The organism is Bacteroidales bacterium, assembly GCA_013314715.1.
Taxonomy (GTDB): Bacteria; Bacteroidota; Bacteroidia; order Bacteroidales; family GWA2-32-17; genus Ch61.
In genome coordinates, this window is the sequence record JABUFC010000010.1 from 1 (window position 1) to 14,684 (window position 14,684).

Annotated in this window: 8 protein-coding genes; 6 read left to right on the forward strand and 2 right to left on the reverse strand. The window is 33.0% G+C overall.

Going from position 1 to position 14,684, the window contains the following annotated elements:
• Window positions 1-435: 435 nt before the first annotated feature.
• Together HPY79_03590 and HPY79_03595 are read right to left on the reverse strand one after the other, a co-directional pair.
• The gene (locus HPY79_03590) at window positions 436-1,161 is read right to left on the reverse strand and encodes a methyltransferase (protein ID NSW44892.1); all 726 of its coding nucleotides are present in this window, start codon (window positions 1,159-1,161) and stop codon (window positions 436-438) included.
• A gap of 1 nt (window position 1,162) precedes the next feature.
• Window positions 1,163-6,079, reverse strand: a complete 4,917-nt coding sequence (locus tag HPY79_03595) for a hypothetical protein (protein NSW44893.1) — start codon at window positions 6,077-6,079, stop codon at window positions 1,163-1,165.
• Between the two features lie 349 nt (window positions 6,080-6,428).
• Between HPY79_03595 and guaB the strand changes: the two genes are divergently transcribed.
• The 6 genes from guaB to HPY79_03625 are packed head-to-tail and all read left to right on the forward strand — an operon-like array spanning window position 6,429 to window position 14,672.
• On the forward strand, window positions 6,429-7,901 hold the full coding sequence (gene guaB, locus HPY79_03600) for an IMP dehydrogenase (GenBank protein NSW44894.1): 1,473 nt from the start codon (window positions 6,429-6,431) through the stop codon (window positions 7,899-7,901).
• A gap of 24 nt (window positions 7,902-7,925) precedes the next feature.
• Complete coding sequence (locus HPY79_03605) at window positions 7,926-9,893, forward strand: peptidylprolyl isomerase (protein NSW44895.1); 1,968 nt, start codon at window positions 7,926-7,928, stop codon at window positions 9,891-9,893.
• On the forward strand, window positions 9,893-10,768 hold the full coding sequence (locus HPY79_03610; GenBank protein ID NSW44896.1) for a hypothetical protein: 876 nt from the start codon (window positions 9,893-9,895) through the stop codon (window positions 10,766-10,768). Before HPY79_03605 ends, HPY79_03610 begins: the two co-directional genes overlap by 1 nt.
• Window positions 10,765-12,096, forward strand: coding sequence for a peptidylprolyl isomerase (locus tag HPY79_03615; GenBank protein NSW44897.1), 1,332 nt, complete (start codon window positions 10,765-10,767; stop codon window positions 12,094-12,096). The genes HPY79_03610 and HPY79_03615 overlap by 4 nt, the downstream gene beginning before the upstream one ends.
• A gap of 5 nt (window positions 12,097-12,101) precedes the next feature.
• Complete coding sequence (locus HPY79_03620; GenBank protein NSW44898.1) at window positions 12,102-13,073, forward strand: MoxR family ATPase; 972 nt, start codon at window positions 12,102-12,104, stop codon at window positions 13,071-13,073.
• Between the two features lie 30 nt (window positions 13,074-13,103).
• Entirely contained in the window at window positions 13,104-14,672 is a 1,569-nt protein-coding gene (locus HPY79_03625; protein NSW44899.1) for an organic solvent tolerance protein OstA, read from the forward strand.
• Window positions 14,673-14,684 lie beyond the last annotated feature (12 nt).

The window sequence follows — 14,684 nt, forward strand, 5'->3', positions numbered from 1 at the left end:
TGCAAAAATGAAAAATAAAATGTAAGTATATCGTTTCATATCAATTGTTATTTATAGTTAGCTTATATATCATAGCTTCAAGCTTTTCGAGTTTTTGTTCTAAATCTTTTATCTTTGCCAGTGCTACTTTTTATTTTATAGTTGTTTCATGTATGCAATTTAATACAATAATCAAAAAAATCAAAAAAAATAATGTTAATATATTGCGTTTCGAGACATTTTTCAAAACTAAAAAAAACAGTATTCGTAATAGCAATAAAAAATCAATTTTATTTCAATAATTTAAAGATTGCTTCTTCTACTCAATTATTATGAGAGGAATCGCAATGAAAAAAAAAGAGTATTGCAAAAGTTTCAATTACTTCATTTTTGAAGTGTTACCAATTTCTACTTTTTTAATTTTAAAAAATTATTTTTGACAGATATGATTCTGTTTTAGATTTCTTCAACCATAATATTCAAATAATAATCTTTTGTAAGTTCGTAATATTTTTTAGTATAAATATGTCGTTTCTCAGACTCAATAATTAATTCATCGTATTCTAGGCCTTTCTTTTCTTTACCAAATTCTATTAAAATACGATGTGCTTCTTTTCCAATCTTTGGATATACTTTAGTTAGACGATGAACAAACCATTTGTTCGATTTTATTAAGTCAATAAAATACTGTAAATGCTCAATGGGCATAATTAAAGACACATGACCCGAAGCGTTTAATCGTTTTTGAGCAAATACAACTATATCGAATAAAGTAAGCAAATGAGCATGTCGAGCCAAAGTACGTTTTGCATCGGGGCTAATAATGGCATTCATAAAAAAAGGTGGATTACAAATGATGACATCGTACTTTTCTCGAACTTGTATAAAACGTTCAAGCGAAGTATGATAATATTTAATTCTATCATGCCAAGGTGAATTCCGAAAGTTTTCGACGGCTTGTTCAAAGGCATCTTTCTCCACTTCAATAGCCGTTATGGTAGCTTTGGTTCGCTGGGCACACATCAAAGTTAAAATACCTGTTCCTGTTCCAATATCTAAAATTCGCTTTGCATTCGAAACATTTGCCCAAGCTCCTAATAAAAAGCTGTCGGTGCCAACTTTATGTCCGCATTTATCTTGTTTTATTTCAAACTGTTTGCATTTAAACCATTGGTTTGCCATGTTATCTCAATATATATAATTTTCCAAATCCATGTTTAAAAAAACGATCCGCATCGGTTGCTCTATGTTCTACTTCGTTGCCTCTATATCTGGCTTCTACTTGATAAAAATAGACGCCATTGGCTAATTTGTCGCCATATTGATCGGTACCATCCCAAGCGTATTCAGTGATATTTCTACCAATATGCAAATTGCCCAATTCGTTTTTTCTAATTTCTTTAACAACTCGCCCCGAAATAGTAAAAATTCTTATTAAAATATCGTCTGGCACTTCAGCACCCGTTAAAGTAAAAACAAAACGTGTTGATGTACTAAATGGGTTCGGATAGTTTAACACATAGCTAATAGTTTGCTTATTTATAACTTCAAAGCGTATAGTATAATCGTAAGAGCCACTAATGTTATTAGAAACATCTTTTGCCTGCACTCTTAACATATAACGTCCATCGGCTAATGTTGGAGAATAAATTATTTTACAACTATTATGAGGTAATTGAGCAGGGTAAAACTGCATATTGTTTTCTGAATTGGTAAAATAGATACGATGTTCAGCATTAGTTTCTAATTGAGTTAAATAAATAGCAAATAAAGAAGTGTCGTTTAAGGCTAAAAATTTGTTTTCATCTTTAAGTTGAATTGTAATGTTAGGCTTAGCTGAAACAATATCGCCATCTAATATTCGAACCCCGTCAAAAGTTACATCGAGCAATGGATTTACCTTATCGGATTGAACATAAAATGCTTTTTCGGCAATATTATTAAAGTGAGTCTGTTCAAGCTGATCGTAAGTTGCCCAAGCTGGGTTTACACAATTTACTTCGTACCAAATATGATTAATGCCAGGATAGCCTATAGTATTAAACTGAATCGTATCAATTAACACATCACTGGCGGGATGTGTACGTAATCGTTTTGTAGCTATGGGTACAACGTTGTTGTTTTTATCCTGAATCCAATATTTTACCAACAAACTATCCATATCATAAGGACTTATATTCTGAGTGGCTACAGCGAATTTAATAAAATCGCCCTCTTGTACGGTATCTTTATAAAAATAATATCCTTTTTCAGGATTTATAGCTGTTTCAGGAACTCCATCAAAAGTAATTTGCCAACGAACTAACTGGGTGGGTGTCTTTAATGAATCGTCTGATGTTTTTAAAGCAAGTCGCACATATGGATATATACTTGCATCTATGTAGTTATTTAAGGTGTATAAATCGAGTGTATCTTCGCCCATTTGTTGAATTACAATAGAAGAATCGAAATTAGCTTTATAAGCGATAAGACTTAAATAATTCAAATCATTATTGGGTTGTTCTTTAGGTTTAGGCAACCAATGTAATGTTTGCCATTGAGTAGAAGGACCAATCAAAGTAGAATATATATAACCTTCAGAATAGTTAACCGGTATATGATAAGTAAACGAAATAGTATCATTATTTCCACCTACTCTTTCATACACAACATTATTATCACCTTTTTTACAAAAAAAGATATATGCCCCATTGTTAGGTATTGTTCTTATTTGAACAGCTCCTAACTGTTCAAGTGCCTGGTAGGCATTTTCGTTCCAATTAGTAAAATTTCCCGATAAAAAATTATAAGTCAAAATGTAATAGCCATTGGGTACTGTATCGCGAATAAAGTTTGCAAACAAATCGAAATGAGCAGCATCGGTAGGAAAAACGTAATAATGGTCGGGTCTATTTTTACCAGGGCAAATAGGATAATTAATATGTCCGTAATTATTGCGATTGCTTTCCCATGGCATTATGGTTTGAGGATCGATAACTACCACCAACATAGCGTTTGTAGGCGAACAAGAACTTCGTTCTATAATACCTTCAAGGTTGTACTGATAATCAAAATAACTACTGAATACCCCTAAGCCTCTGGTTTGACAATGCAATTGACGAGGTGTTGTAATAAAATCGAACGAACGATAAGGTCTATTATATTCAATAAATTGATATCTATCTTTTTTAAACTGAAAATAATGAGCTTGCGACCAACCTGTTTTGCCAGGGATATAAATAAACGAACTTTCTTTCCAGTTAATATTTGATGTATTGTTTTGTAAAGCAACCCGCCAATAATATACTGTACAATCATTGAGTATAATCGGTGTTTTCCAAGTTACAACTCCGCCTTGATGATTAATAATAGCCGATTTTTTAAAAGGACTATTAAATAAGTCGGTAGTATCTATTTCGAATATATAATTCTGATTGGGTAAAAACGGATAACCTGTTGATGCTTTTAATGTAACTGTATCGTATGGATATATGGCAAATTCAGTTGGATAAACCGGTACAATATCGCTAATATTGATGGTAAAATCGACACAAGCCTCATTATTGGTTTCGCTATATTCAGAGATCCAATTACCGGCATCAACCTTAATACAAAAATGGTTTAACCCAGGTCCTCGGATAAGGTCTACTGGTAAGCGAAAAATAACTGTATCTTTATATAAACATTGTGAAAGAACTTTAGAAACTGTTTCAGATGAACCATCAGCAAAATTTCTTACTAAATCAACTAAAAAAGGTTGTGTTACAGCTCTACCTATATTAGTAACAACTGCATGAACCTCAAAAGTATCTAGTTCGCTCGAAACAATAGAAGGATAAAATGAAATATTCTGATTACTAATGGTAAGATCGGGTAAAATATTGACAGGTAATTTAATGGCAGGATCACCATGAAAAGTCATATCATAACATGTATTTTTCATGTTAGTATTGTTACCATTTGTATTTAAAAGTTCAGTAATTGCTTCTTTAATAGAATATCCAACAGGTTGAGCAAAGTTTTTATAACTAATCTGACGATAAAATTCCGAAGAATATAAAAATAAATAACCTGCATTACCCAAATCGGTCGATGCCAGAAAGCCAATCGATCCTTTGTTGGGAATAATTACCCACTTTTCTGAAATACGCATATAATCGGGTAAATGAATATCACCCGACAAACAAGTATTAGCCAACAAAAACGGATATTTTCCATTATTACTATATGTCGATGGTTCGTCAATATTTTGGTCAAAACCTCCAGATGAAGCATGCCCAAAAAAATTCATGAGCCCACAACCATCGTTAATTAAATTACGAATAGAATCCGATACCGTAATTTGAATAGGCAAACTTGTTGTTTTCAAAAATGTTTGAACAAAACCAGCATATAACGTATCTTCAATAATTTGTTCCAAGGACGATAAATAGCCCGCAAAAGTTATTTGTTCAGAAGTATTAACACCACCTCCAAAATGAAGAACACGTTTTTGCCATTCTTGCGTACCAGCATGCTCATGCTGTATAACTTTATTTAAATAGGTTAACACATCTGTATTTGAAGTGGCAGCTAAACGCCCTATAGAATAAGCAGGTTTTTCTTCTCCACGAAAAGTAACAAGCAATTCGTCCGAAGGAGGTGTACCAAAAGTGGGGACTAAACATTGCGAAAAATAAACACTATTATTGCGAATCATTTCGCTGTGAATAGCCTTGCCAACAATAAAAACATGCTTAATCAAATTTGGATTTTCGTTATGATAATGATAAATAAAATTTCGAATAGCCAAAGGGTTTTTAGCTATTCCAAATGCATATTGATCGTAAAGTTGTTCAATATCAACAATTAAACTTTTATATCCTGTTTGATTGCGATAATTAGCATATTGCACTGCTGATGAATTTAACTTTGCATGTGTAATAATAATATAATCGGCCTTTTCGGCATTATGAACATAATCGGTTAAATATTTACCCGGCAATACTTTTGCTTGATAAATGGAATCTTCAAAAGAGTAAAAGCAACGAACGGGCTCTACGCCATTAGGAATTAAAGCTTTATATTTACCACTATCGAACAACGTATTTATTTTCTTATGGTTTTGAAAATCCCACAAAACAAGATTACCATTATTCTGAATGTCTATTTCAACATATATTTTATTGCTAGCAGTACTATTATATAAATCAAATTGTTGTCGAGCTTCATAAAATTCAAAAGTATGCGGATAATATAAACGTATATTCGATAAAACCAGTTTATCTGTAATAACATTCAAATCATCGACCGATTGCAGCAACAACTGACTTGTAGATGGTAAATTCCCGTTAAGTTGTATTGTTTTATTTATTTTTTTATAACCGGCAAAAACCGTATCTACTAATAACTGGTTATTAAAAAACAAATTTAAATGATGATTGCCTATACCTGTATATGAAGCATTAGAAGCACTAAAGCAGGTGAAATTTATTTGATAAGGAACAGCAACATTTGCAAAATTATCAGAAACAATATTATAACTTTGAGGAAGATTGAAGTCTGAATAGTTGGCAGCCCATCCCTCGGCAACGTTGTACCACGCCCCTATGTCACCATAAAAATATTGTGAACGGGCAGTGTAAATTCGTTCAACCATACAATAAGTAGCCAACGATGATAAATGCGATTGAAAATCGGTGTCGTCTTCGACCGTAACTCTTTTATTGTTGGTAGATGTATTCCATGTTAAGTAATAATAAATGGTGTCGTTAATAAGCGACATGTAAGGATTCACACAATCATTCGGATTATCATATAGTAAACTATCAAATTCTCCATCGTTGGCTTTACCAAAAAACTCTATATAATCGTTGGTATTAAAAATATCATCACTTTCGCCATGAACATAAATATATTGTTCTTCTCCTCTTGCAAAAACTTGAATATTTTTAGGTGAAATATTGTTGATATTAAATCCTGCATTTACGAGTGTTTGACGGCTTATCCTATAAATACCCGTTTTAGCAATTGGGATTCTATAATATTTTTGGTTAAAATTAACCCACTCATTACCAAATGACTGAGAGAATATTTGATTTATATAAAATATAAATATTATGCTAATAAAAAGTTTTTGCATAATTTATGCTTGAATGCTGTAAAGATAAAAAATAATACTCAAACTAAAAACAATATTAATACAGATTATTGAAATGCTTAAAAACACCATCAAAAATATGAGATAAAATATTGTTTAACAAAAAATTTAATACAAAAACAACGATTTAATCAACAATTAAATAAACTCGTAACCCTTTTCTTAAAATCTAACTTTAGATTAACTAAATTTGATCACATAAAAAAGCAACTACTACCGTTTTAAGTCAAAAACAATGTTAAAATTTTTAAAAACAATCATAACTGACAAAAATTGGACAAAAATTAGTAACTTGCGAGCCATTTTTAAAACCATTTAAAAAATTGACTTCATGACTTTTGTTAATGATAAAATTGAACAAGAAGGAATAACCTTTGACGATGTTTTGTTAGTTCCTGCTTATAGCGAAGTTTTACCACGAGAAGTAGAACTTAAAACTTTATTTACTCGCGATATTATTCTTAATATCCCAATCGTTTCAGCAGCAATGGATACAGTAACCGATGCTCGACTTGCTATAGCCATTGCTCGTGAAGGAGGAATCGGTGTCATTCATAAAAACATGTCTATTGAACGACAAGCCAAAGAAGTCATGAAAGTAAAACGCGCCGAAAATGGAATGATACTCGATCCCATCACTATACATAAAGACAGCACCGTAGGCGATGCACTACAAATTATGAAAGAATACAAAATTGGCGGCATTCCTGTTGTTAACGAAGATAAAGTATTAGTAGGTATTGTAACAAACAGAGATTTGCGTTTTCAACAAAATATGAATCGGCCTATTAGCGAAGTAATGACCAAAGACAACCTTATCACAACCACACAAACAGTCGATTTAGAAAAAGCAGCCGAAATACTCCAAAATCATAAAATCGAAAAATTACCCGTTGTCGATCAACATTATCGACTCATAGGCTTACTCACCTACAAAGACATAACAAAAGCACAAGACCGTCCTAACGCATGTAAAGACAATAAAGGAAGACTACGAGTAGCCGCTGGAGTAGGCGTTACATACGATACCATGGACCGTATTGACGAATTAGTAAAAGCTCAAGTAGATGCTATTGCTATAGATACAGCTCACGGACATTCAAAAGGGGTAATAGAATTGCTAAAACGAGCAAAACAAAAATACCCAAGTGTTCAATTCATAGCTGGCAATATAGCTACCGGCGAAGCCGCAATAGCCTTAGTCAATGCAGGTGCCGATGCAGTAAAAGTAGGTATTGGACCTGGCTCAATATGTACGACACGTGTAATTGCAGGCGTTGGAGTTCCTCAATTAAGTGCTATATATAATGTTGCTAAGGCAATAAAAGATACCGGAATACCGCTTATTGCCGACGGCGGCATTCGTTATTCGGGTGATATTGTTAAAGCATTAGCAGCAGGTGCTCATTCTATTATGGCAGGCAGTTTGTTTGCAGGTACCGAAGAATCGCCTGGCGATACCATTATATTCCAAGGACGTAAGTTTAAAACTTATCGTGGCATGGGCTCAATTGAAGCAATGCAAGCTGGCTCAAAAGACCGCTACTTCCAAGATATGGAAGACGACATTAAAAAGCTCGTTCCCGAAGGAATTTCGGGACGTGTGCCCTACAAAGGTTCACTATCCGAAGTTTTATATCAACTGGTTGGTGGTTTAAGAGCAGGAATGGGCTATTGTGGAGCCAAAACCATAAAAGACCTACATCACGCAAAATTTGTTAGAATTACCCATGCAGGCGTAGTAGAAAGTCACCCACACGATATTACTATCACTAGCGAAGCACCCAATTATAGCAGAGAATAATAAATAACTTAAATATAATTACCTATGAAAAGATGTATCTTTTTTACATTAATGAGTTTAATTGTAGTTTTTAAGGGATATGCACAAAACAACGACCCCGTATTAATGACTATCAATGACAAAAAAATTACAAAATCGGAATTTGAACGCATTTTTCACAAAAACAACAAAGATTCAGTTACCGACGAAAAATCTGTAAGAGAATATCTAGACTTATTTATTAACTTCAAACTAAAAGTATTTGAAGCAATTGCCAATGGCCTAGACACAGCACAAAATTTTAAACAAGAACTTCAAAACTATCGCAAACAGTTAACAGCTCCTTATTTTGTTGATAAAGAGACCGAAGAAAAATTAGTACGTGAAGCTTACGAACGCAAAAAAATACGCATACGCACCAGTCACATACTTATAAAAGTTCCTGAAAATGCTTCTCCTGCCGATACATTAGCAGCATACAACAAAGCCATTGATATTAGAAACCGCATCTTAAAAGGCGAAGATTTTGCCAAATTAGCTAACGAATTCTCACAAGACGATGTTAGCAAAATTAATGGTGGCGATATAGGCTACTTAACTGTTTTTACCACTGTACTCCCCTATGAAAATGCTGCTTATAGCTTAAAACCAGGCGAAATTTCGATGCCAGTCCGCAGTCAGTATGGTTATCACATTATTAAAGTTACCGACCGAAAAGAAAACCCAGGCGATGTTAAAGTTGCTCATATTATGGCATTAGTTGCCCGCGATGCCAGCGAAGAAGATGTAAAAAAAGCTGAACAAAAAATAAATGAAGCATACCAAAAACTTTTACAAGGCGAAGACTTTGCCAAAGTAGCCATGGATTACTCGGATGATAAAGCTTCTGCAAAAAGAGGCGGCGACCTGCCTTGGTTTGGTACCGGTAGAATGGTTCCCGAATTTGAAACCGCTGCTTTCGACACCAAAGTAGGCGAAATAACAAAACCATTTAGAACCGCATTCGGCTTTCACATTATTAAAAAAATTGAAACCCGTCCCATTGCAGCATTCGAAAGCGAACGCAACGATTTAGCACAAAAAATCGCTAAAGACCCAAGAGCTCAACAAAGTAAAAACGTACTAATCGAAAAACTAAAAAAAGAATATAACTATACGTTTAATAAGAAAAATTTAGACGAAATAATTGCATTTGTTGACACCAATTTATATAGCGGCAATTTTAAAGCTCCCAAAACAGCTAAGCTTGATAAGCCACTATTTACTCTAAAAGACTCAACATACATACAAAAACAATTTGTGCAATATTTAAGCAACTATAAATCTAAATCAAAAGAAAAAGCTACCAACGAAACAGCAAAAGAACTCGCCAAACAACTATATAAAAATTGGGAAAACGAAAAAATCGTAGCATACGAAGATGCTCGATTAGAAACCAAATACCCTGCTTTTGCTAATCTTTTACAAGAATATCACGATGGCATTTTATTATTCGATTTAACGGATAAAATGGTATGGAGCAAAGCCATTAAAGATACCGTAGGATTAAAAGAATTTTACGAAAAAAATAAAAATAAATACATGTGGGATACCAGAGCCGAAGCTATTTGGATTACATACGAAAATGATAAATGCAAAGATGCTTTAATTAAAGCAATAGAAAACAATAAAAAACAACAAACGATAGACGATATCTTAAAATCAATCAATAAAAAATCGACCTGTCTAACCAAAAAAGACACTAAACTTATTAGCAAAGGCGAAATGCCTGGTATTGATAAAATAGCTTTCAACGAAGACAAAACACAAAATAAAAAATATACTCTTTTCGAAGATAAAAAGCTAATTATTTACATCAATGCCATGGTTCCACCACAACCTAAACAATTGCACGAGACGAAAGGAGTTGTTACAGCCGATTACCAATCATACTTAGAAAAACAATGGATTGACGAGCTTAGAAAAAAATATACTGTAAAAGTTAACGAAGAAGTTTTAAAACAAGTTAAATAGTGAACCCAACCCAATATGTTAAAATATTAACGTGGGCAATAGCTTTAGTATTGGGATTATTTTCTTGTAAACAAGAAAAACAGAACCTACCTAACGATAAAGTTATTGCTCGCGCCTTTGATCAATACCTTACACAATCGGATGTTGCTGAATTATTAATAGACGCTAAAAACAAAGAAGATTCTTTTTCAATTATTCAAACATACGCACAAAACTGGGCAAAGAAAAAAGTTTTATTACAAATTGCAGAAAAAAATTTATCTGCCGAACAACTCGATGTTTCAAAAGAAGTTGAAAATTTTAAAAACAACCTACTCATTTATCGCTACCAGCAAGCTTATATTCAAGAACATTTAGATACTATTGTTAGCGACTACGAAATCGAAAAATATTATAACGAACATCAAAACGAACTAACACTTAACGAAAACATTGTAAAAGCACTTTTAATTCAAATTCCCCGAAGCTTTAATCAAATCAATAAACTTAAAAGTATTTACAAAAGCGAAAAAGCAGCTGATATTCAAGCATTAGATGTTATTTGTAACAAATATGCATATCAATGCAATAATTTCAACGACGAGTGGGTAAGCTTCGACAAAGTACTTAGCTATATACCCATTAATATTTCAAACCAAAACGATTTTTTAAAAAACAATAAAACCATTGAGGTCATTGATAGCAATTTTGCTTATTTCGTAAATATTAAAGATTTTAAACTCATAGGCGAAATAATGCCTAAAGAATGGGGCGCCAAACAAGTAGTAATTCCTAACATTCTTATACAACGAAAACTTAAACTTATAAAAGAATTAGAAAATAAATCACTCGAAGATTACATAAACAAAAATAAAGTAGAATTTTATTACCCATGAACCAATACATTTTTATTATTTTATTCGTACTATTAAGCCACTTAGGCTACAGTCAAAAGCCCATCATTGACAAGGTTATTGCCGTTGTCGGAAATAATGCGATTCTTTTAAGCGACTTAGAAAATCAATACCACCAAATGCCCGATAAAAGTAAATACGATCATATCGATTTAAAATGTAATATATTAGAAGAACTCATATATCAAAACTTCTTATTGCATCAAGCCGAAATCGATAGTGTAACTGTTGGCGATAAAGAAGTAGAATCTGAAATGGAACGCCGCCTCCGTTATTTTATTAGTCAAATTGGTAGCGAAAAAAAACTCGAAGAGTATTTTAATAAATCGATAATTGACATTAAAGCCGACTTACGCAAATCGTTACGAAAACAAATGTTGGCAGAAAAAATGCAAGAAAAAATTACAGGTAAAATAAAAGTGACACCTACCGATGTAAGAAATTTTTATAACAGTATCCCCGCCGACAGCATACCAACCATCCATGAACAAGTAGAATACCAACAAATTGTAATTTACCCTACCATCAGCGAAAAAGAAAAAATAGAAGCCAAAGAAAAGCTGAATCATATTCGCGAACGAATACTAAAAGGCGAAAGTTTTTCGACCTTAGCCGTTCTCTACAGCGAAGATCCAGGAAGCGCCTTACGAGGTGGCGAATTAGGCTTTTTTACACGCAGCGACATGGTACCCGAATTTTCGGGAGCAGCATTTAAACTTAAAGAAGGCGAAGTTTCGCCCATTATCGAAACAGAATATGGCTACCATATTATTCAGCTTATCGAACGCAAAGGTGAACAAATTAATGCACGTCATATACTTATTACCATTAAAAGCAATTTCGAAGAATTAATGAAAGCAAAAGCCAAAGCACAAAATATTTATCAAAAAATCATTTCAGATTCTATTACTTTTTCAAAAGCAGCTACAATTTATAGCATGGATAAAAATACAGCGTATAACGAAGGAATTGCTGTCAATATGATGAATAACACAACCCGATTTGATATAGACCAACTTGATCCAGCAACTGCAAAACAAATAGAAAACCTTAAATCCGGCCAAATAAGTCAACCCTTTGAATTTTCGAACGAACAAGGAAAAAAAGGATATAAAATCATAAAACTTAAAGCACGTTTTAAAGAACATAAAGCTAACCTCAAAGAAGATTACAATTATATTCAGCAATTAACACAAGAATACAAAAAACAAGAAGCAATAAAAAATTGGATACTCAATAAAATGAAATCGACCTACTTCACCATCGATGAAGAATATAAAAAATGTGAGTTTAACCTTTTAAAACTTTAACCACTATGATACAAGCTACCGACGATATACAAGCAGTAAAACAATTACAACAAACCCATACCGCATTAAAGTCAGAGATTCAAAAAGTTATTGTTGGACAAGAACAAGTTATTAATGAAGTCATTACCGCACTTTTTTCTAAGGGACATTGTCTATTAATCGGAGTGCCTGGCTTAGCCAAAACACTTTTAGTAACAACCATAGCTAAAGCATTAGGTTTAAAATATAACCGAATTCAATTTACACCCGATCTGATGCCATCTGATATTGTAGGAAGCGAAATATTAGACGATAGTCGCAAATTCAAATTTATTCAAGGTCCCATCTTTTGTAACTTTCTTTTAGCCGACGAAATAAATCGTACTCCCCCAAAAACTCAGTCTGCACTTCTCGAAGCTATGCAAGAAAAAACAGTTACTGCAGCAGGCAAACAATTCAAATTAGAAGAACCATTTTTTGTTTTAGCAACACAAAACCCTATCGAACAAGAAGGTACCTACCCGCTTCCCGAAGCTCAACTCGATCGTTTTATGTTTAACATTTTGCTCGACTACCCAAGTTTTGACGAAGAAGTAACCATTGTAGAGCAAACAACAAGCCTCAAAGAAGATAACATAAACCAAATTTTAACAGCCGAAGATATTATATATTTTCAAAATCTAATCTATAAAGTACCAGTAAATTCTAATGTAGTAAAATATGCTGTAAACTTAGCCTCTTGCACACGCCCATCACGCAACAACTCACACCCTTTAGCATCTAAATATATTACATGGGGAAGCGGACCACGTGCTTCACAATACCTTATCATTGGTGCAAAAACACATGCACTGCTTAATGGAAAATATAGCCCCGACATCGAAGATATTAAAGCCGTTGCTCACCCAGTACTTAGACACCGCATTATACGTAATTACCAAGCTGAAGCCGAAGGAATTACAAACGATATGCTCATCGATGAATTGTTAAAACAATGATACTGCAACTTAACAGTTTGTAAATAACAAATGAAATTTTTTTTATTCAATATTCAATATAAATTGTTCAAAATCATTAAACACTATTCAACTTATGGGTTAGCAATATTTTTTTTATTCATCTCCTTTACCCATACAGCCCAAAACATCAAAAAAATTGAGCTTGTAAATGCCAATCTTATTGATTACGACGAAATGCGATATGGAAAAAATATTCGCAGAATGGTTGGGAATGTAACTCTTAAACACGAAAATGCTATATTAACCTGTGATAGTGCCTATTACAATACCGAACAAAACGATGTTCAAATGTATGGCAATGTTCACATTAATTTTAGCGACACCATCCATCTCTATGGAAAATATATAGGATATTCGGGCAATACACGCATAGCCAAAGTTCGAAACGATGTTACTCTAACTCACAAAAAAGCTACACTCTACTGCGATTCACTTAATTACGATAGAACCACCCATATCGCTTATTATTTTAATTATGGTAAAATTATTAGCAACCAAAGTGTACTTGTAAGTCAATGGGGATACTATTATGCCCATTTACGCGATTTTGTAGCAGTTAAAAATGTTATTTTAACCCATCCACAATACAAAATGTTTAGCGACTCGCTAAGATATAATATACAAAGCGGTATTTCAACCTTTTATGGTCCATCAAAAATTATTGGCGACACCAACCTTATATATTGTGAAAACGGTTGGTACGATACCAAAAAAGATATTAGTCGTTTTAGCAAAAATGCATATTTATGGAGTAAAAATAAACTACTGAAAGGTGATAGCCTATTTTATGACAGAGGCAAACAATATGGTATTGCAACCAAAAATGTATCACTTATCGATAGCATCAATAAAATTATTATTAAAGGCAATTACGGACGTTATCATGAAAAACCCGATAAAGCTTTTATGACCGATAGCGCTTTATTTGTTGCCATCCAAGATAGTACAGATACCCTTTACCTACATGCCGATACCCTTTACTATATAACAACAACCGATAGCCTAAAGTACTTAAAAGCATATTATCACGTTAAAATGTATAAAAACGATTTACAAGGCGCTTGCGATTCATTGGTCTATTCGGTCCGCGATTCTGTTATGGAATTATTTAAAGTCCCTATTTTGTGGAGCGAACAACATCAACTAACTGCCAAACAAATAAAAATATTCTTTCGCAACGATTCTATCTTTAAAATATTCTTAAATGATATTGCTTTTATCATTTCACACGAAGATTCATCACTCTTTAATCAAATAAAAGGTAAAACTATGACCGGCTATTTTAAAAACAACAAATTATATAAAGTTGATGTAAAAGGCAATGGTCAAACCATATATTACCCCAAAGACAATAACGAAATTATTGGAGCAAACAAAGCCGAAAGCTCTGATATAACAATATTTATAGAAAACAATGAAATAAAAAAAATAATTTTTTTAAAACAACCGAATGCAACACTCTATCCCATAAACCAAATCAATCCTGTTGAATTCAGACTCGATTATTTTAAATGGTACGAAAATATACGCCCGCTTAAAGCAGCTGATATATTCAAAAAAAATATAAATTTGCCATAATTTAAAATTTAC